Annotated in this window: 16 protein-coding genes; 4 read left to right on the plus strand and 12 right to left on the minus strand. The window is 63.4% G+C overall.

Annotated elements, in window-relative coordinates; genetic code table 11:
* Positions 1–83: 83 nt before the first annotated feature.
* A complete protein-coding gene (locus MPARV_RS0108235; protein WP_020377897.1) occupies positions 84–800 on the plus strand; it encodes a helix-turn-helix transcriptional regulator in 717 nt (238 codons plus the stop codon).
* A gap of 4 nt (positions 801–804) precedes the next feature.
* Here MPARV_RS0108235 and MPARV_RS0108240 read toward each other — a convergent pair whose 3' ends face one another.
* From MPARV_RS0108240 to MPARV_RS0108250, 3 genes are read right to left on the minus strand one after another with little or no spacing between them, the layout of a single operon-like run.
* Positions 805–1623 (minus strand): TrmH family RNA methyltransferase, encoded by an 819-nt coding sequence (locus MPARV_RS0108240; RefSeq protein WP_020377898.1) that lies wholly within the window; start codon positions 1621–1623, stop codon positions 805–807.
* 55 nt (positions 1624–1678) lie between these two features.
* Positions 1679–1960, minus strand: a complete 282-nt coding sequence (locus MPARV_RS0108245; protein ID WP_020377899.1) for a type II toxin-antitoxin system RelE family toxin — start codon at positions 1958–1960, stop codon at positions 1679–1681.
* Positions 1957–2208: a hypothetical protein gene (locus MPARV_RS0108250; protein WP_031277817.1), complete on the minus strand. Its 252-nt coding sequence runs from the start codon at positions 2206–2208 to the stop codon at positions 1957–1959. Before MPARV_RS0108250 ends, MPARV_RS0108245 begins: the two co-directional genes overlap by 4 nt.
* A gap of 185 nt (positions 2209–2393) precedes the next feature.
* Between MPARV_RS0108250 and MPARV_RS0108255 the strand changes: the two genes are divergently transcribed.
* From MPARV_RS0108255 to MPARV_RS21095, 3 genes are all read left to right on the plus strand, one after another.
* Positions 2394–3710, plus strand: coding sequence for a cytochrome P450 (locus tag MPARV_RS0108255; RefSeq protein WP_020377901.1), 1317 nt, complete (start codon positions 2394–2396; stop codon positions 3708–3710).
* 383 nt (positions 3711–4093) lie between these two features.
* Complete coding sequence (locus MPARV_RS0108260) at positions 4094–5029, plus strand: hypothetical protein (protein WP_031277822.1); 936 nt, start codon at positions 4094–4096, stop codon at positions 5027–5029.
* Positions 5026–5802 (plus strand): hypothetical protein, encoded by a 777-nt coding sequence (locus MPARV_RS21095; protein ID WP_020377903.1) that lies wholly within the window; start codon positions 5026–5028, stop codon positions 5800–5802. Before MPARV_RS0108260 ends, MPARV_RS21095 begins: the two co-directional genes overlap by 4 nt.
* Before the next feature lie 293 nt (positions 5803–6095).
* Here the strand turns inward: MPARV_RS21095 and MPARV_RS0108270 are convergent, their stop codons facing one another.
* The 9 genes from MPARV_RS0108270 to MPARV_RS0108310 form a co-directional block, all read right to left on the minus strand.
* Positions 6096–6962 carry a hypothetical protein gene (locus MPARV_RS0108270; protein WP_157789519.1) on the minus strand — a complete coding sequence of 289 codons (867 nt, stop codon included), beginning with the start codon at positions 6960–6962 and terminating at the stop codon, positions 6096–6098.
* A 173-nt stretch (positions 6963–7135) separates the two neighbouring features.
* A complete protein-coding gene (locus MPARV_RS0108275) occupies positions 7136–8446 on the minus strand; it encodes an McrC family protein (protein WP_157789520.1) in 1311 nt (436 codons plus the stop codon).
* Positions 8443–10749, minus strand: coding sequence for an McrB family protein (locus tag MPARV_RS22490; protein WP_020377906.1), 2307 nt, complete (start codon positions 10747–10749; stop codon positions 8443–8445). The genes MPARV_RS0108275 and MPARV_RS22490 overlap by 4 nt, the downstream gene beginning before the upstream one ends.
* Positions 10746–11639 (minus strand): GIY-YIG nuclease family protein, encoded by an 894-nt coding sequence (locus MPARV_RS0108285; protein ID WP_020377907.1) that lies wholly within the window; start codon positions 11637–11639, stop codon positions 10746–10748. The genes MPARV_RS22490 and MPARV_RS0108285 overlap by 4 nt, the downstream gene beginning before the upstream one ends.
* Before the next feature lie 17 nt (positions 11640–11656).
* Positions 11657–13198, minus strand: a complete 1542-nt coding sequence (locus tag MPARV_RS0108290) for a class I SAM-dependent DNA methyltransferase (protein ID WP_100221286.1) — start codon at positions 13196–13198, stop codon at positions 11657–11659.
* On the minus strand, positions 13161–13910 hold the full coding sequence (locus MPARV_RS0108295; RefSeq protein WP_020377909.1) for a DUF5131 family protein: 750 nt from the start codon (positions 13908–13910) through the stop codon (positions 13161–13163). Before MPARV_RS0108295 ends, MPARV_RS0108290 begins: the two co-directional genes overlap by 38 nt.
* Before the next feature lie 15 nt (positions 13911–13925).
* Positions 13926–14846: a three-Cys-motif partner protein TcmP gene (tcmP, locus tag MPARV_RS0108300; RefSeq protein ID WP_020377910.1), complete on the minus strand. Its 921-nt coding sequence runs from the start codon at positions 14844–14846 to the stop codon at positions 13926–13928.
* 137 nt (positions 14847–14983) lie between these two features.
* A complete protein-coding gene (locus MPARV_RS0108305; protein WP_020377911.1) occupies positions 14984–16339 on the minus strand; it encodes a restriction endonuclease subunit S in 1356 nt (451 codons plus the stop codon).
* Complete coding sequence (locus MPARV_RS0108310) at positions 16336–19167, minus strand: type I restriction endonuclease subunit R (protein ID WP_020377912.1); 2832 nt, start codon at positions 19165–19167, stop codon at positions 16336–16338. Before MPARV_RS0108310 ends, MPARV_RS0108305 begins: the two co-directional genes overlap by 4 nt.
* Between the last annotated feature and the right edge of the window lie 36 nt (positions 19168–19203).

Below are 19203 nucleotides of genomic sequence, written 5' to 3' on the forward strand. Positions count from 1 at the left end.
TATCGTCAACCTGCGTTATTGATAGTAGGCCGTCGTTGGTTCTATCGCAATCGAATCTTGCACATAGAGGTACGCTGGCAGTCATGACTGCGAAGCAGCCGCCCACGATCGACCAGATCGCTGCCCTCAGCGTTTTGGGTGAGCCCAGCCGACGCGCGCTCTACGACTACATCGTGTTGGCGGGTGACTGGGTCGGGCGGGACGAGGCCGCCGACGCTGCGGGCATCCAGCGCGGCGTCGCCGCCCACCACCTCGACCGGTTGGCCGAGGACGGCCTCCTCGATGTCGACTACCAGCGTCTCAGCGGCCGCACCGGCCCGGGCGCCGGCCGACCCGCCAAGGTGTACCGCCGTTCGGCGCTCGAGTTCGACATCGCCCTGCCGCCTCGCGACTACGAGTTGGCCGGGCGGCTGCTCGCCGATGCGGTCGTCGACGCCCAATCGAGCGGTGGCGACATCTCCGAGGCGGTCGACCGTGCCGCAGGATTCGCCGGACGGCAACTCGGTGAGGCGATGCGTGCCCGCCGGGGCCGAGCGCGTTCGGCCGCCTCAGCCCGGGCCGCAACCCTGGACGTGTTGCAGGAGCAGGGCTACGAGCCCCTCGAGCAGCCCGACGGAACCGTCGTGCTGCGCAACTGCCCGTTCCACGTCCTGGCAACGACCCACACCGAGTTGGTGTGCGGGTTGAACCACGGCCTCATCAAGGCGGCGGTCGCCCAGGTCGACGACAGCGGCTTCGACGTGCGGCTGGAGCCGGATTCCAACCTGTGCTGCGTCCGCCTGCGGCGAAGCCAGCAGTAGGGCGCTACGACCCGACCCGGGAAATCGCAGCGAACGCGATCGCTGCTGCATGGCCGACGTTGAGCGAGTCGACCGCAGCGCTGATGGGGATCCTCACCCTCTTGGTGGCGGCGCTCAGAACCTCGGGGGTCAGTCCCGGGCCCTCTGCTCCGAGCATGATCGCAACGCGCTGCGGCACATCGGCACCCCACAGGTCCTCGGCCTTGGGGTCAGGCGTCATCGCCCACGTCTCGAACTCGTGCGAGTGCAACGTGTCGAGCGCTCCTGGCCAGCCATCGGCGGAGGCTCGGGCAACCCGCATGTGCAGGATCTCCCCCATGGAAACCCGCACGGTGCGGCGATGGTACGGGTCGGTGCAGGTTGGGCTGAGCACCATGCCATCGATGTCGAACGCCCGTGCCGCTCGTGCGATCGCCCCGACGTTCTCGTCATCGTTCAAGGCCTCGAGCACGATCAAACGTTTCGACGTCGCTGCGAGCTGCTCGACCGACCACAACGGCTTGCGAAACGCCGACACCAGAACCGCCCGCGGCAGGTCGAACCCGACGATGTCTCCCATCACGTCCCGTTCGGCCACGTACACCGGCACGCGCGCCAGCTCGGGACGCTCCATGAACGGCCGGAACCGGTTCACCCGGGACGGCGACAACAGCACCGACCGAAAGACGTGGCCCGAGTCGAGCAGCCGGTCGATCGACACCCACCCCTCCGACAGAAAGAACTCGTCGCCTTCCAACTTCCGACGAGCGGCCTGATCGTTGAGCCGACGAAAGTCCGATAACCGGGCATCGTCGGCCTCACCGACCAGGATCGTCTCGCTCACCGGGCCGACAGTAGGCCATGTCGAACCGGGATGAGGCGGCTGCACCTCGGCGGGATCAGCGACGACGGTAGGCAACGGCACGATGGCCGATGTCGAGCACGATGACCGATCTTCTGTCGTCGTTGATCTCATACAGAACCCGCCAATCTCGTCCCAGCCGAGCGCTGTAGATGCCGGCCATGTCGTCTCGTAGCCGTTTACCGACCCGCTGTGGATTGTCGAGAAGCGGCCCTGTGATGAACTCGGCGGCAGCAAGGGCAACGTCGTGCGGAAGCCGGTCACTCAACGCCCGCCGAGCCTGCGGCGACGTGCCCAGCTCGTAGGGCACAAGGCTCACGAAGCCTGTCGCCGCTGAACCAGAGCGTGGACCGCGTCCGTGCCGTATTCGACGTCACCCGATGCGACCGCGTCGCGCGCATCGGCCAACGCCCGCAGGGTTTCGGCGTCGGCCATGATCTCGTCGGTCTCTCGGTCGGCGAGGTAGGTCTCGATCGCCACGATCACCGCCTGATGAACGCTCCGCCGGTCCTCCTCGGCCACCATTCGCAGCTCAGCGAGCAGTTCGTCCGAAAGTCGCAGTGTCATGGCCACATCGCAATGATACCACCATGCACCAATCTGGTATCCCGACGCCGGGGTGAGACAACCGTCGCTGCTGCCTCAACCCAGTCATTCGAGGACGGTATCCGCCAAGGGTCGCCGCGTGCCATGATCCAGCGAGTGGCAGGCCTGACACGGCGCCGCCGGAAGTTCGACCGAGGGGAGACACCATGACCGACGACACCAAGCCGAGGATCGACTTCGATCCGAGCATCCGAACTCCGGAGATGGAGATGGCCGAGGTGGGGGCCGGGGTGCCCGACGCCGCCGACCTCAAGCTGACCGACATCAACCCGGCCAACCCGCACCTGTTCAAGGAGGACCGTTGGCACGACCATTTCGCCCGCCTCCGCGCCGAGGACCCGGTGCACCTCAACGAGATCGAGACGGCCGGGCGTTACTGGTCAATCACGAAATACGACGACGTTCGGGCGGTGGACGGTGACTGGCAAACCTTCTCCTCGGCGCAGGGCATGACCCTTGGTCTCCGCCCCGACCCAGACCGCCCCAACCCGCTGGTCCAGATCACCCCGTTCATCGCCATGGATCCGCCCGAGCACACCGCCCAGCGCAAAACAGTGCGGTCGGTGTCGGCGCCCAGCAACCTCCGCAACCTCGAACCCCTCATCCGCGAACGCACCGTCGCCGTACTCGATTCGCTCCCGGAGGGTGAGACGCTCGACTGGGTCGACACGGTCTCGATCGAACTCACCACCCTGCTGCTGGCGACGCTCTTCGATTTTCCACTGGAGGACCGGCGCAAGCTGACCCGCTGGTCCGACATCGTGTTCGCCGTTCCGGGCTCCGGCGGCGTCGTCGAGACCCAGCAGCAGAAGATCGAGGAGCTGATGGAGTGCGTGACCTACTTCGAGGGGCTGTGGGAGGAGCGCCGCGGCGGTGACGGCACCGATCTGGTTTCGATGCTGGCCAACGGCGAGGCCACCAAGGACATGCCCACCATCTCGCACCTCGGCAACCTGTTGCTGCTGATCGTCGGCGGCAACGACACCACCCGCAACACGATGACCGGCAGCGTCTACGGGCTCAACAAGTACCCCGACCAGTACGACAAGCTGACCGCCGACCCCGGGCTGATCTCCACGTTCGTTCCGGAGATCATCCGCTGGCAGACGCCGCTGTCCTACATGCGACGCACCGCCACGAAGGACTGCACGATTCGCGACAAGCAGATCCTCGAAGGCGACCAGGTGCTGATGTGGTACATCTCGGCCAACCGCGATGAGGACGTCTTCGTCGACGCCGAGCGCATCGATCTCGATCGCTCCAACGCCGACCGGCAGCTGGCGTTCGGCTACGGAATCCACTTCTGCATGGGCAGCCGGCTTGCGGAGCTGCAACTGCGGATCCTGTGGGAGGAGGTGCTCGCTCGCTTTGAGCGCATCGAGATCCAGGCGGAGCCGGAGCGCACCCTGTCGTCATTCGTGCACGGCTACACGAAGCTGCCGGTCACCGTCACACGACGCTGATACCGGCACGTTCACACACGCGCTGCCGTCCGGCATCTTGGTCGCCCGGGTCGCTGCTGGCTGACCTCCAACGTGTTCCAAAAACCCTTCTGTTTCACGGATGGTGAAACGGGTGGCCGTCCGGGTCGGATTCCGAGCAACCTGCGTACATGCCCCTCAGGCCAACTTGCCTATGTCAAGCAACTTGCCTATCCAGGCACCTCAGGTAGAATGGCCGACGGGCATTCCAAGCTGCCCAGATTGGCGGTTCAAGGGTGACTTCCGGGAACGACTCATACGCAGACAAGCAACTCAAAGCCCAAGCATCGGCTCTGCTCAACTCGCTCGCCCCGGCAGGGTGGCTAGTCGCTGCCGAACAGCCTGCACGCAACGGGGCGGTCCGGGTGACCTCGCCCGACTCCGAGACGCGGTCCATCGACGTCATCCCTTGCGATGGGCTGCGCCCCCGAGACGTCGTCGGTCTTCCCGACCCCACCCGGCCAACCGTTGTCGCTGCGACGTGGCTGAGCCCCCGCACCCGAGAGCTCTTGGCCGTCCGCCAGATCGGATATGTCGACCTGAGCGGCAACGTGTACCTGTCCATCGACCGACCGGGTTTGGCGATTCGAGCCCAAGGCGCTCAACGCAACCCGTCCCCGGAACCCGTACAGGGCCCCAACCTACGCGGACCCCGTGCCTGGGCACTTCAGCGGACGTTGGCCGAGGTTCTCCCTCCCTATGGGGTGACCGAACTCGCTGCGGCCATCAAAGCCGATGCCGGGTACGTCTCGCGCCTGGTGGGCGCCTTGAGTGACGAGCTGCTCATCGGCCGCGTCGGACGAGGTCCAATCGACAAGGTCGATTGGGAACCACTGCTCCGCCAGATGACGTCGACGTATTCACTGCTCAACAGCAACGCGACGACCGGCTGGATCGCGTCCGCCGGACCCGAGCAGTTCTTGAAAGACGTCGCAACCCAGTCGGAGGCAAGTTTCGCGATCACGGGATCGTTTGCCGCTGCGGAACTGACCTCGGTGGCGCCGCCCGAGATTGCGGTCGTTTTCGTCGAGGACCCCGAACTGCTGGCATCGCTCACCAACCTGCGTCCGGCAAGAAATGGGGGGAACGTTGTCACAGCTCGCCCGTACGATGATCTCGTGTTCGATCGCACCTGGACCCGGAACGGCATGACCTTCGCCTCCCCGGCACAGGTTGCCGTCGACTGCCTGACCGGCCCCGGGCGTCTACCCGCCCAGGGCGAGGCCATGGTCGAGTGGCTTCGGACGAACGCTCCGACTTGGCAGGCCGACTCGCTGACTGAGCAGCCAGGCCTGCCATGAACATTCAGCCGCGCGTCGAGTACCTCGAAGCGCGCGGCGTCCTGCTGGATGCGCTGACGGCGCTCCAGCCGCATCTCGACGCAATCGTGCTCATCGGCGCCCAAGCGGTCTATTTGCGAACCGCTTCCCGGCTGCCCACGTACCAGCCGTTCACGACCGATGCGGACCTCGTCGTCGACCCAGCCCGTCTCGCCGACACTCCCCTACTTGGCGACGCGATGACCAGCGCCGGATTCGCCTACACGGGTGAGCCAGGTATCTGGGAGCGGACGGTGGTGCGTCCTGGTTTCGAGGGCGACATCACGGTTCCAGTCGACCTGATCGTCCCAGCGGCGGTAGCTCCAAAGGCCGGACGTCGGGGAGCTCGTCTTCCCGGCGACCACGGCAAGTCAGCCGCCCGCAAGAGCGACGGCGTCGAGGGGGCATTGGTCGACTATGGCCAGATCGAGATTGCCGCCCTCGATCCAGCCGACGACCGCCAGATCGGTGTGAACGTGGCAGGGCCGGCTGCGCTCCTGGTTGCGAAGGCCCACAAGTTGGGTGAGCGCCTCGCGACCCCTCAGCGGCTCCTGGGCAAAGACGCCGGCGACGTGTACCGGCTCTTCGACGCCTACTCGGTCACCGACCTGGCGACAACGCTCGGCCACTTTGATGGAGGACGAACGGTCGCAAGCAACTACCGAACTGGCCCTGACGTACCTTCGACGACTGTTTGCCACCCCGAGAAGCCCCGGCGTACTTCTGGCAGTTCAAGCGCTCGGCGGCATCGTTGACCGAGCAACGGTCGAGACGTTCATGAGCGACTTCACGCGCGGCTTGTTGGACCGGTTCCAACGGCTGGGAACCCGCCGAGCCCAAGTCCGAACATCGCCCCAGCGGGGCAGGAGGTGAAATCACGCCTTTCGCCAACCAAGGATGTATGTCAAACTGGCTTCATGGTGGATCGTAGACCGCCGGGAACTGGGCGCGACGCAATGCGCGATTGGAAGTGCCCTGGATGCGAGAGGACCAAGCGCGACTCCATTGCTCCCACCTGCAAACAGTGCGATCGTTTGATGCATAAGGCCTAAACCGCTTCTCCGTCATCCCAAACGGTGGTGCTAACCAACTCTGCGACGGTTTCCAGCAGGTCGCCGTAGGCTTCGGCGCTACCGAAGGTAGCCCGGTAGAAGAGCGCCATGAGGAGTAGATGACTCGCCGAAATGAATGCGGCAGACGCCAACCCGGTGTTGAACAGCAAAACCGCGGATGCGACAGCCACCACAAACTCCGTGACCACTAGCGACGCGTAGAGCCCCAGACGATTGCGAAACTGGTCGATCTCGACCTGCAAGTGTCCCGGTACCAGGTGGTAGGTGCGGTGGACCATCCCTTGGACCGAACCGGGTATTTCCTCGTTTGCTCGATCCTCACTAGCCCGAAGGAGGTTGCCCAAGCGAGTCGGCATGATCCGACTGGACCGTGGAAACCGATTCATACGCTTCTCATGCGCCTCTAGCCGGCGCATCGTTCTTGCAGATGCGTAATCCCGCCAATCGAGCTCGTTAAGGAGCTCCTCCTGGTCTGAGCTGAGTTTCGGAACGCTGGCGACATCCAGGAGGTCGGCGTGCACGTGCCTGACCACGTCGATGTCGTCTATTGCATTTGCATACCTTCGCTCAGCCGACCGGAACGCTTCGAGCTGGAGTTCCTCGCGACGTCCGCGTGCCTCCTTCTCCCACCGCTCCCATCGTCCAGCGAAAAGATCAGCCACCCACTGAGGCAGCCTTGCTGTGCCCCAGTACCCCTCCAGGAACCGGATCGAGCCAAACTCGAAGGCCTGAGTCACGGTTGTAAGGAGCACGACCGCTCCAAGTAGAACCAGCAGCTGCTCGATGCTTGTTCCACCAACGGCTTCCAGCGCATCCTTCACGTCGCCGTCAGCGATGCTCATCCGAATCGCGAAGAAGATCCCAGCAATCGCTAACGCCGCAGGCAACCACGCGCTGATGCTGAGTTGATCTAGCACCCTGGCGACGAATGCCGACAGCCCTTCTGGCAACTTGGGTGAAGGAGACCCATCTTTAGTCTTCAGTGACGGGTTGGGCGATCCGACCCCTGGTGCGTTCACTGAACCATTCTCTCCTCCCTGACGTCGGAGGTGGTTGACCCTCCCCACCCCCTGTCGAGAGTCCGTGACACGGACTCGATGACGGACGAGTCAGGCCGCAGGTCGATCCAATCAGCCAGATTCTTGAGCGCAGACTCGACGCTGGTGTTGGAGCCGCTCAGCGGCAGTCGGTAGGTGTGGATGACCTTGCCAGAATTGCGGACTGCGATCGAGTGGACGTGCGAGCCTGAGCCAGCTGCTGGGTCATCTGGATCCTGTGCGTAGATGAGTACGCCCTCGTGGAGGTTCATGGCAGTTGCGTAAGCCAGCAACTGGTAATAGTCCCGCAGCCTGGCCGGACCGGTCGACATCTTGTACTTGGTATCCCCCACGTAAAGGTTTTGGTCAGCCTGGCGGAACACGAGGTCTGGGCGCATGGTCTGCCCCGAGGTCGTGGCCAGGGGCACATTGGGCTCGGTGACCACCAGCAGATGCCGCAAGTGCTTAGAGAGGCGATCAGCCACGAACGCTTCGAACAGATCGTTCATGTCGACGGTGAACGAAGCCGCCGCGGTCGCAGCTGTGCGGTGGGTCAGCGTGAGGTTGCGCAGGATCAATCCAGCCAGGCGCATGGCCACCTCGTAGTGGGCATCAACTCGGCTGGGCGTCCAACGGTCGACGGCCGCTGGGTCAACAACGACCCGGGCGACCTCCGCAAAGCGGGGCGCGAGTCGGTTGAGGCCGATGCGCAGGCCCAGGTCCAGGCCGGGCACACGTCCCAGGCGGTCGAGGGCCGCCACCAACGCTCGGTTTGGGAAATGATCGGCGGTGTACTCGTCGAACCGGCATGCCATCGGGCTCACCAGCGCCGGACGACGGACCTGCCGAACCAGGTCGATTCGTCCCCGGGGCGACCCCAGCCGCTCCTCGGTGGGACGGTACCCCCGGTGCACTCCCCTGGCTGTCGCCCGGTCAACGGCTGTGGTGAACACGGCCGCCATCACCGACAGCAGGTCGGCGTCCTGGTCGAAGCCAAACAACGTTTCGTCGAACTCTGGCGGCTTCACTCCCAACAGCAGGAACAGGTTGTGCAGTGGCACCTTCGGCCGGATCGCCACCGAGACGTTGCCGGTCACGATGGCGCCCACGTGCTGGGTGGCCGTCAGCTCGTAGTGGCCCTCCTTGCTTGAGACCCCAACCGACAGCCGGTTGCCCGCTGCCTGTTGGATGGCGGAAGCGTCGGCGCCAGAAAGTGCGACGGTGCGCTTCTCGTACTCGGCCAACTCGACCACCGAATGGCCGAGCACAGAAGTGGCGGTTAGGTTCACACCGTGGCCGCCGCCTCGGCGCCACCCGCTGGGCTCTTCTGGAATCGGTTGAGCACCTGAGCCCACTTGAACGAGCGGATGGCATCGCTATCGCCATAGAACAGGTCGTCGATCAGCGGCTCGACGTTGTACTCCCAGATGCGCTTCATATGAGCCTCGTCGAGGTCGCTTCGCATGAAGTGGCTGGGTCCGATCAGCTGGTCACCATTACCCATGCGGTCCCGCAGGTCGGTGTTGACCATCTCCAGCAGGCTGGCCCAGGCAACCTCTCCGCCCTCACGCTTCAAGTAGCGCCCCAAGACGCCCGAGATGGGCTCGGTGTCGGGGAACACTGGCACGAAGTGGAAACGGCGCCGCAGCGCCGCGTCCAGCATGGCGATCGAGCGGTCGGCCGTGTTCATGGTGGCGATCACCCAGACGTTCTCGGGCACCGAGAACCCGTCCGGCCGATACAACGGAACCACCGACTCGTTGCGGTACTCCAGTAGAAACAACAGCTCGCCGAACACCTTGGGGACGTTGGCCCGGTTGAGTTCGTCGATGGTCAGCAGATGGCGACGCTCACCGTCTTCTGTTGCATGTTCAACCAGCGAGGCGAACGGCCCCTGCTCCAGCGTGTAGCTGAGATTGCCACCGGAGTCGGTCGACGGCCGATAACCCTCGAAGAAGTCTTCGTATGAGGTCGACGGGTGGAACTGCACGAACCGACGGCGATCAACTGACGGCGCCAGCGCCTCGGCCAGCTTGCGGGCGATGTAGGTCTTGCCGGTGCCCGGCGGTCCGTAGAGCACGATCTGGCGCTTGTCGCGCAGCAACGCCACCAGATCATCGACAAACGACCGGCCATCGAGATGGCATTCCTCGACGACCGAATCGAGACGCTCCTCCAACTCGGCCCCTTCGTCCGCGGGTTCGGCGTCTTCGTCCGTCATGCCGAGATCACTCGGCTTCTCGCCGGTCGCGTCGGATTGGGCAGTCGCCTCGTCGGCGCTGCCTGCCAAGGCCATGATTCGGTCGAACACCGGTTGCAGCGCGGCTGCGACCCGTTCGATCTCGTGGGCAACGTCCGGGGAACCTACGGCTTGGTCCATCGGAATCAGCGTGCCGACGAGAAAGTCTCTTCTGGCCTGTCCGGCGCCCTCCACCGCGTACACCGCAAACGGGTCGCCGTAGTTTTCGACGACCTGTAGGCCAGCTGGCAACAGCGCCACCAGTTCGTCCCGGATCGAAAGGGACCAGCCAGACTGGCGGCGGCCCGGGGTCACGCCAATAGCGATCCCATCGGACGTCGCCGACACGATCATCGAGCACACTTCGTTCCAGCCGGTGACGTTCTTTGGCTTCCACTTCACCCAGGCGTTAGCTCGGATGATTGGGGGATTCTTCATCCAATATTCGTTAGCCACGTGGCGGCGTAGGTCGCGACCCAGCGCATTGCCGACCGCGGTCTCGCTGTGATCACCAAGGGTCCTCATCTCAGCGAGCACCGCCGCAATGTTGGTGCGGGCCACCTCAAACGAGTCGTCTGGGTACTCCCCATCGACTCGCTGTTCGTAGAGTTCGTGAGCCCATTGGAGCCGGTCGCCCAACGCGCTATCAAGGCCAATCCACTGGTTGTCCCTAAACCAGGTGAGAGCTGCATCCACATTGGCCAAGGTGATCGTTTCGGTACTGGCTGGCACCATGACTTCCGAGAGGGGCCGTCCGACGGCGATGTCGCTGCTGAGTGAACGAATCAGCGTCCGGTATCGACGATAGCGATCGACCGGGTCAAGGTCCTTCGGCAGCCAGCCCAGAGCCTCAACCGCCTCCTCGCTTGCGGGCCCCAGGAAGGGCCAGGTCTCTGGGGCCTGGAACCACCAAAAGAACGAACAGAAGATGGCAGCGCTCTTTGGGGCAGGGTGCCCACCCTCTCGAACTAGTTCAACCTGCCGTAGCAACGAGGCCAACTTCTCGTCTGCCTGCTGATCGTTTGCTGGCACCGCGATGGTCTCGATCAACAGCGCAGCCAGGTCGGACGGCTCGCCCGACTTCTTGACCAGCGAGTTGAGGAACATCGCTACGCCGAAGTTGAATCCGTAGAATAACTCGCTGAAGCCAGCCCCTCGCGAGTTCGCATCCAACTTCTGTCGGAACGCTTCGAGGTCGAGGGTGGAACGAAACTCGTCCAGCGCGTCAACGAGGGCCTGCCGATGCGGCGCAGCGGCGCCGTCAGCTTGACTGACCGGTGCGGCAGCAACCATCGCCTCGCGTATCTGGGCGAACTTTCGTCGACGAAACTCGGTCTCGCGTTCGTGGATCACTGTTCGCTCCCTGGCCGGCCATTCGACTGTCCTCCGGACTGGGCATCCTGGAGATCCTTCAGGGTCTTGCCCCCTGCCGCCTTCCACTCAACCCGGCCGTTGGACGTCCGGCCCAGCATCACCATCGCCGCGGTTGACGGGGAGCTGAAGACATAGTCCTCGGTCAGTCGTAGGTACTTTCCGTCTTCGACCAGCAGCCCTTTATCCCGAAGCGCAGCTCGGAGTTGTGTCCCATATGCGTGGATGGAGGGAACCTCGATGGGGCGTGCAAGCGAACCTGCGTGAACGACAAACCCGTCAGCGGTCTCCGTGCCCTCGGCCTTCGTGTCCCTCCCAACCAGCTTGAGGCGCTCGGAACTGGAGGGTTGCTCCTCGGCCTTCTGGAACACCTGCACCCCAAGGACCGGGTAGATCAGGAGCATCTCCGCAAGGAACGCCTCCGCTTCCGCAGTGTCAGGCTCGGACAATGGCGGCGACGAACCGAGGTTCCCGTTGTCCAACTCGGCGCGTTTGGCCACAGTCGCCAGACCGATCAGCCTTGCTTCTAGATATCTAATGTGGGCTTTGTTGAGGTTGGCGTCCTTGCTGGTGAAGACGATTGCCCGATTCCAGAACTCCTTGTTCTTGTTGTGGCTATCGAGTCGGCCGGGAAGATCGTCCGTTTCGCCGATATACACCCGATTGGCCAGCAGTCCTGACTCTGTCGGGCCGATCAGCAAGTAGACCCCCGGCCCATCGAGGTCAGACCGGGCTCGTAGGTCACCAAACCGGGTGCGAGGCGCCATTAAGGCCTTGCCAGTCCAGTTGCTCTTCTCTACGACCCAGACGCCGTCTGCGCCTCCGTCGGCCAGGAAGATCCGGATCGACGTGCCAAGGGGCTTGGGTGTCATAGGCACACTTCCCACCTTCATTCGGTGTCCTCGATGTTGATTCCGATTCCTTCGAGGCTCTCGGCCAGCGCCCTGAACTCCTCCAGCGCCGACTGGAGATCCTCCACGATCTCGGCGGCGATAATGCCCGGCGGCGGGAGGTTGTCGGTGTCCTCAAGGCTCTCGTCACGTAGCCAGAAAATGTCCAGGCTGGCCTTGTCCCGGGCCACCAAGTCGTCGTAGGAGAAGCGCTTGAACCGGTCGCTCTCCTCCCGCTTACCGAGTTCGCCGGGCCGGTAGCTCTCAACGAAGTCGTCGAGGTCGGCCCTCGCAAGCGGGTTCTGCTTCAGAGTGAAGTGCTGGTTCGTGCGCAGGTCGTAAATCCAGAGATCTTTGGTCCACGGGGTCTCCGAGCCTGGCTTCCGCTCGAAGAACAACACATTGGCCTTCACCCCTTGGGCGTAGAAGATGCCGGTGGGCAGGCGCAGCAGGGTGTGCACGTTGCACTCGTGCAGCAGCTTGCGGCGCACCGTCTCCCCGGCGCCGCCCTCGAACAACACGTTGTCCGGCACCACGACGGCGCAATTGCCGCCGATCTTCAACAGCGTGCGCATGTGCTGCACAAAGTTGAGCTGCTTGTTCGATGTCGAGGCCCAGAAGTCCTCGCGCACCACCGTCATGTCCTGCTTGTCGATCTTGCCTTCGGCGTTGACGATGGTCACCGACGACTTCTTTCCAAACGGCGGGTTGGCGAGCACCAGGTCGAACCGCTGACCCGGGTCCGCCCGCAACGCGTCATCGAGGTGGACCGGACTATCGCTCTCCGGTGTCTCGATGCCGTGCAGCAACATGTTCATGGCGCACAAACGGGCGGTGTTCTCGACGATCTCCCACCCCGTGAAGGCCCCGGATCGCAGGTGCTGCTTCTGGGCGCGGTCCAGGTGCGGGTTGTGCTTGACGATGTAGTCGTAGGCAGCCAGGAAGAATCCCCCGGTCCCACACGCCGGATCGCAAATACGCATGTCCGGCGTCGGCTGCATCACGTCGACCATCGCCGAGATCAGTGGCCTCGGCGTGAAGTACTGGCCTGCGCCCGACTTGGTGTCGGCTGCGTTCCGCTCCAGCAGGCCTTCGTAGGCGTCGCCCTTCACGTCGACGTCCAGGCCCATCCATGTCTCGCCGTTGATCAGGTCGTGAATCAGCCGCTGAAGCTTGGCCGGGTCTTGGATGCGATTCTGCGCTTTGCGGAAGACGACTCCGAGCATGTCGTCGGTGGTACCGAGCTGGCTGAGGATGTTGATGTAGTGCGCTTCCAGTTTTTCGCCGGAGAGCTTCAGCAGTGACGGCCAGTCCAACCCGTCCGGGACGATGTCGGGCAGCCCGAGCTCGCGCTGCTCCTCGGACATCTTGAGGAAAAGCAGGTAGGTGAGCTGCTCGACGTAGTCGCCGTAGGACAAGCCGTCGTCGCGCAGGACGTTGCAGTAGTTCCACAGCTTGTCGACCAGTGCCTTCGAGTCGGTCACGTCGTCTCCCACTTCGTCGTCATACGCCAGCACCGACGGTGGCGGCCGGGTACTCATCCCACGTGCGCCCATCAAGCAAACGGCCATGCGTCTTGGGCGTCCGCCCACCCCACTGCTTGAAGAAGAACGGCGTACCGCTCTCTACGCAGGCATCTCGGATGTGCCGAACGTGCACTGGGTCGACGGGCCGACACGAAGGACCGCTCTCGCCACCCACGATCACCCAATCGATGCCGTCGAGATCTACGGATACAGGACCGAGCAGCGGTTCGATCGACAGGAAGCGCACCGAGGACGGCACGGTCCGAAGGTGGTCGACTCGAAATCCGTAGGTCTGGGTCTCGACAGACACGCCGACCCACAGGTTTGGCGGCCAGTCGAGGACCTCGGCAAGACGACTCAGACGCTTCGACCGCTTGGTCAGGAGCTGGTACGTGTGGCGAGGCGTATCCGCCATGACTGCGAAGACGTCTCGGATGAACTCGACAGGCACGTCGTGGTGGAAGAGGTCGCTCATCGAGTTCACAAAGATCATTCTCGGTTTGGACCATCGGCGAGGGATCGACAGCGTGTAGGGATGGACGGTCAGAGCGAACCCGGGCCCGCTGGTGCGAGGGTCGCCATCAGCTTGGTACTTCTCCTGCCCCATTGCTTTGAGGCGCGCCGCCATGGTGAGCGCATAGCAGTTGTCGCAACCCGGTGAGGTTTGGTCGCACCCGGTCGTCGGGTTCCATGTTGCATCAGTCCATTCGATAGTTGATTCAGCCATCAGCCCTTCCCCGCGTCATGCCAACTCGGTCCAAGTTGGCAGTTCGATTGGAAACTCGTTCCGCCACCCAGTGTGCAGATCTTCATAGGCTGGCCGCGGTTCGGGAACATCGAAAAGCGTGTCGGCTCGTGGGCGCACGCGGTCCCGTTCCTGTGCCCACTGCATGATGTTGGCTCCGGCCGGGTGGTCCGATGCGAACACCATGGCGTACAGCTCGCCTCGCGAACCGTGGATAGGGCGCACGAGTAAATGCTGGTAGCCGAGGTCGGCCAAACGGTCCATGTAGAGAAAGAGGTAGGCCTTCTGAGCCTCGCCTCCGGTGATCTCGCCTGCGAGTTTGGCCTCCCACACGCGCTCCAACGGCCCGCTCGCGCCGTAGAGTCGGGCCGCCTTGTCGAGCAGCCGATTCTCACCGACGGCTTCACGGTTCTTGCCAAGCATTCGGACCATGCCCGAGGTGGAGAACAAGATCCACATCTCTACCTTGGACTTGTCGAATTCTTCGGCATAGGCACGCTTGTGGTCCGCCAGCGCCCTGACCGTCGCCCAGTCCAACTCCATCCCGTCGGGATCGAGGAACGCAAACGTTGGGGCCTTCATGGGAAGGGACGTCAAAGCTGCCGGAATCGTTACGTTGCAGTCTCCATGCACGACGCGAGCATTCGGTCGGTCGGCCACCAATTCCGACAGCTCCCCCACCCGCTTCCGGGCCAACTCGAAGAGCCGAACATGGGTGAACGGCGGCTTGACCTCCAGCGCCGTCTCCGCCGAACCAGGGAACGTGCGATCCGTGCCCGCTATCCGGTTGAGCGTCTCGCCTGCGAACGCGTCGAGGTACACGCGGTTCGCGGCGCTGCTGCTTGCCTTGGCGAACACCTCCAGGTAGTCCGTCAGGATCGAGAGCTTCTCGTACGAATGCGACTTCCACGCCCTCATCAGCGCTCCTCGGGGCCATCAGCCGATTCCGGGCTGGAACTCGATGGTATGGAGGACCAGTGACAATCTGGCCGAGGTGCTCATGTGTCGCCGCCATGGCACAAATCTGCCAACAGCTACAGGGCCCTCGGCCATGATCACGCTGTCACCCGCTTGCGACGAGGTGGTTTGGCCGCCGCTCGTTCCGCAGCGATCCGTTCGAGCAGCACCGACGCCGGTTCGTCAGCAGGGTCCTGCGGGACAAGCTGCCCTGAGAACGCGGCGGCAAGAACCGCCCGGCGAAGACCAGATGAACGCCTCGCTGCTACATCAATCGCAGCGCCGACGCTGTCCGCTAGATCCGAAAAACGATCGATCTCATTGCACCGTCGAATCTGCTCCTCGATAGGTGGCACCGCGATTTCTACCGACTTGAGTTGACGGCCGGAGATGCCAACCTGGCCAGCTGTCGTCTTGAGGCGCGATTCAATCGAAGCCCTACCCGCTCCCACCGAGACATAGGAACTGATCCAGCGGGGGTCGGCCTGCGCTTCGTCCACGACACCCCTGATCAGCTTGTCGGGGTGCAACAGTCCGGCAGCGTCGGGCGGAACAACTGCACATGCACCCACGTACTTTGGATTGCCGCTGTACCTAGTGAACAGCAGATCACCGGGGTCCACCTGGTAACGATCTGCTCCAGCTGGCGCCGGTGTTGCGTACCGAACGTCCGTCTGATCGAGCCTTCGCTGTCGCACCGCACTAATTCGGAGAATTGGCATGCCAGGTGGGTCAGCTGAGGGTCGAGAGACGAAAGCACCATTCCTCAATGAGGTCAGTAGGTCGGTCAGCTCAACGACCCGCCAGGACCCGTCGTTGGTCAGCGCTGAGCATGCAGCGTCCGGGAGACGCGCAGCCCTTTTCGCCGCACTCCCCAAACAGGCCTCGGCGGCGTCGAGGCGGGAGAAGTGCTCTTCGATCGCTGCCACGATCCGTTGTTGTTCGGGGAGCGGCGGGACAGGGATCGGGAGAGTTCGTATCCTGCCCTGTGTCAAATTGAGACCGCTATCGCTCACACCCGTCTTCATCTCATCAATGGCTGACCATGCCTCGCCGCTCAGCAGGTAGTACTCCATGAACTGCGGTTCGAGGTACCGATTATCGAAACGAAATCGGTACATCTTCCCCGAGATCATCAACTTTGGTCGCGTTTCGCTTACGAGGCAGGCGACGCCGCACCTGGACCGAGGCCCGGCACAAGTGAGCAAGACGTCGTCGGGCTTCACCTCAAGACCTGGCTTCGGCTGCTTGTCGACCGGTAGGCGCTTGTTGTGCTCCGGAAGGAAGTGCCCAGGCTGTATCGCTGTGGTCTTGAGCGCTCCCCACTCTGAATCGCCGGCCGGAGACTTCTCGCACTGCGGGCTCCACCCTTGGTGGATGGTACGTCCATCTGCCTGCGGAGCCAGCAGGGCGTCGAGGGGCGCCACGACCCAGCCGTGAGGTACGTCGCTCATGCGGCGAGGGTTTCGGTGAGGTCGGCGAGGATGTCGTCGAGGTCGTGGCCGAACAGCTCTCTGGCCTTGAAGAGGCCGCCGTGTTGGCTGAACGGCGGGTCCTGCAATTCGACCAACTCGATACTGAGGCTGGCGGCCAAGTGGTCACGGATGAGGGCGAGCCATTCGGCTTGGTCGGCAGTGAAGGTGCGCCCAGCCTGCTGCTGTTGGGCCATCCACCCATCGAACCGCTCGCGTACCCGCTGGGGCCACGGCTCTAGTTGGTCATCGACTCCGAGAGCAAACCTGACCAACGACACCAGGTTGGTCAGCACGGTGCCGGCGGACCCACGGACTTTCGACTCGTCGAGCGTCCCGTAGGCCTCCCACAACTTTTCGGGGGTCCAGCGACGAGGCGGCTTGCCGATGGCGTCCGCCAACGCCTTGATATCGGCGTAGGTGGGCCGTTGGGTGTAGGGCTTCGAGAAGTACGCCTGGAACCCGGTGATCTCATCCTGATTGTCCTCGAGGTACTGGCGAAACGACTCGACGGTCTCCTTTGCCCGAGACTCGGCATCGACGACGAAATCGGCTCGGACGATCGTGTCCTTGCTGATTTCGTCAATCAGCTGCTCGACGCTGCGCTGAACATTCTCCAGCTCTTCGCACAGTTCCGGGTTGGAGGCGATCGGCAGAAGCGCCTGCTCGAACATCCTGTTCTTGGTGGCTTCCACCGCCGCCTCGTCCGGTTCGGTATCGCCGCTGTCCATCTGCGCCGCTGCCAGTTGGCGGTCGGGATCGATAGCGTCGACCATCTGGTGAGCCAGATCGCTGAGCGATGTCTCTGCAATCACTTCCAGGCGCTCCCGATCATCGGCGGCGATTCGGCCGTCCAGCCGGGCCAAGCGTGAGGCCAGCGAAGACACGAGGTCTTCGCTGACATGCCCCAGACGAGCCTGATGCAGAAGCTTGGCCAGAGGTACACCCCGCTTGCGTTCCAACGGCGTCGAGTCGCTGAGCTTCGTTTCGGTGACGCCGACGGCATCGATCAGGACGAACCGGTCCTTCGTGACCGCGTCGGGGGTGACCGCCTGGAGTGCATCGGGATCGATCGTCCGGACCCCGCGCCCTTTCATCTGCTCGAAGAAGTTGCGTGACCGCACCATGCGCATAAACAGCACGGCCTCGATCGGCTTCACATCGGTGCCGGTGGCGATCATGTCGACCGTGACAGCGATGCGCGGGTTGTAGCTGGTGCGGAACGACTGGAGTAAGTCTTCGGGCTTGTTGCCGTCGGACGACTTGTAGGTGATCTTGGCGATCACGTCGTTGCCCTTGCCGAACTCCTCCCGGGCGATGCGCACGATGTCTTCGGCGTGGGAGTCGTCCTTGGCGAAGATCAGCGTCTTGGGGATGTTGGCGAGGCGACCGTGGTCGTCGATGTCCCGGTTAGGGAACATCGCCGGCAGGTTGTCCCGGAACGCCTTCACGACGGTGCGGATCTGATCCTTCGAGACCACCTTGCGATCGAGTGCCCGCTGGTCGTAGGTGAGATCCTCGTCGACCGCCTCCAACCTCTCCTGACGGGTCTCCCGGTTGCGGAAGGACGTGACGTACCCCTGGCCACCTTCGATGGTCGACCCGCTCTCGGTGATCGCCGTCGACAGCCGAAACACGTCGAAGTCGACGTTGACCCCGTCGGCGACAGCCTGGGGAAATCCGTACTCCATCACCAGGTTCTGATTGAAGAACCCGAATGTCTGCTTGCCGGGGGTGGCGGTGAGGCCGATGAGGAAGGCGTCGAAGTACTCGAGCACCTGGCGCCACACGCCGTAGATCGAGCGATGGCACTCGTCGACGATGATCACATCGAAGGCTTCGATCGGGAGATGCTCGTTGTAGTCGACCTCCACGGTGCGCTGGGGCTCGTGGTCGAAGGTGGAGTGTTCGTCGAGGTCCTCGTCGAAGGTGTCGTCGCCGCGCAGGATCGAATACACCCGCTGGATGGTGCTGATGCACACCTTCGACACCGGGTCGACGACGTTCGACGTCAGATGTTGCACGTTGTAGAGCTCGTTGAACTTGCGACCCGTGCCGGGGACGTCGAAGCCGTGGAACTCCTTGAGCGTCTGCTTGCCCAGGTTGCCGCGGTCGACCAGGAACAGGATGCGCTTCGCTCCGCCCTGGGTGATCAACCGCTCGGCGATGTTGGCCGCAGCGAACGTCTTGCCAGAACCGGTTGCCATCTGGATGAGAGCCCGCGGGCGGTTGTTCTGGAGCGAGGTCTCGAGGTTGGTGATCGCCTCGTGCTGGGCATCGCGCAGCCACGGGGTCTGCTCCTTGGGAGGCAGCGGCTCGATGTCGTGCACACCTGCACGCAACGATCCGTGGCGGTGGTAACGGTCGTTCTCGACCATGTCGTCGAGCGATTCGGGCCGATGGAACCAGAACACCCGGCGTGCGGTGGGTTCAGGATCGAAGCGACAGGTGAACCACGTCTCGTCGCCCGTCGACTCATATCCGAACGGGAGGTGCCCGTTGATCAGGTGCGTCTGCAACTCCTCGGGGATGCTCGACTGATACTTGACCGTCTGCCACTCGACGCCAGCCAGTGTCGTGCCCTGCTTCTTGGCCTCGATCACGCCCACGGCCTGGCGATTGATGAACAACACGTAGTCGGCTGGGCCGGCGTTGGTGACCAGTTCCCGTACCGCCACCCCGACGCCTGCGTACAGGTTGACGCTCTTGTAGTCCTGCACCACCCAGCCGGCGCGCTGCAGCATCTCGTCGATGCGGGCGCGTGCCTTGTTCTCGGGGGCGATGTAGTCGTCCAGTTCGGCGGGAACCATCGATGGCAACCCTACGAGGTCGACCCGAACCGAGCC

This window comes from Candidatus Microthrix parvicella Bio17-1 (assembly GCF_000299415.1).
GTDB classification, from domain to species: domain Bacteria; phylum Actinomycetota; class Acidimicrobiia; order Acidimicrobiales; family Microtrichaceae; genus Microthrix; species Microthrix parvicella.

Bases quoted from the DNA above. Each gene is read 5' to 3' on its own strand.
- tcmP (WP_020377910.1), bottom strand. From the start codon at position 14,846: ATGAGGGCGTGGAAGTCGCATTCGTACGAGAAGCTCTCGATCCTGACG.
- MPARV_RS21095 (WP_020377903.1), top strand. From the start codon at position 5,026: ATGAACATTCAGCCGCGCGTCGAGTACCTCGAAGCGCGCGGCGTCCTG.
- MPARV_RS0108285 (WP_020377907.1), bottom strand. From the start codon at position 11,639: ATGACACCCAAGCCCCTTGGCACGTCGATCCGGATCTTCCTGGCCGAC.
- MPARV_RS0108270 (WP_157789519.1), bottom strand. From the start codon at position 6,962: ATGAGCATCGCTGACGGCGACGTGAAGGATGCGCTGGAAGCCGTTGGT.
- MPARV_RS0108250 (WP_031277817.1), bottom strand. From the start codon at position 2,208: ATGACACTGCGACTTTCGGACGAACTGCTCGCTGAGCTGCGAATGGTG.
- MPARV_RS0108235 (WP_020377897.1), top strand. From the start codon at position 84: ATGACTGCGAAGCAGCCGCCCACGATCGACCAGATCGCTGCCCTCAGC.
- MPARV_RS0108290 (WP_100221286.1), bottom strand. From the start codon at position 13,198: ATGAGTACCCGGCCGCCACCGTCGGTGCTGGCGTATGACGACGAAGTG.
- MPARV_RS0108310 (WP_020377912.1), bottom strand. From the start codon at position 19,167: ATGGTTCCCGCCGAACTGGACGACTACATCGCCCCCGAGAACAAGGCA.
- MPARV_RS0108255 (WP_020377901.1), top strand. From the start codon at position 2,394: ATGACCGACGACACCAAGCCGAGGATCGACTTCGATCCGAGCATCCGA.
- MPARV_RS0108295 (WP_020377909.1), bottom strand. From the start codon at position 13,910: ATGGCTGAATCAACTATCGAATGGACTGATGCAACATGGAACCCGACG.
- MPARV_RS0108305 (WP_020377911.1), bottom strand. From the start codon at position 16,339: ATGAGCGACGTACCTCACGGCTGGGTCGTGGCGCCCCTCGACGCCCTG.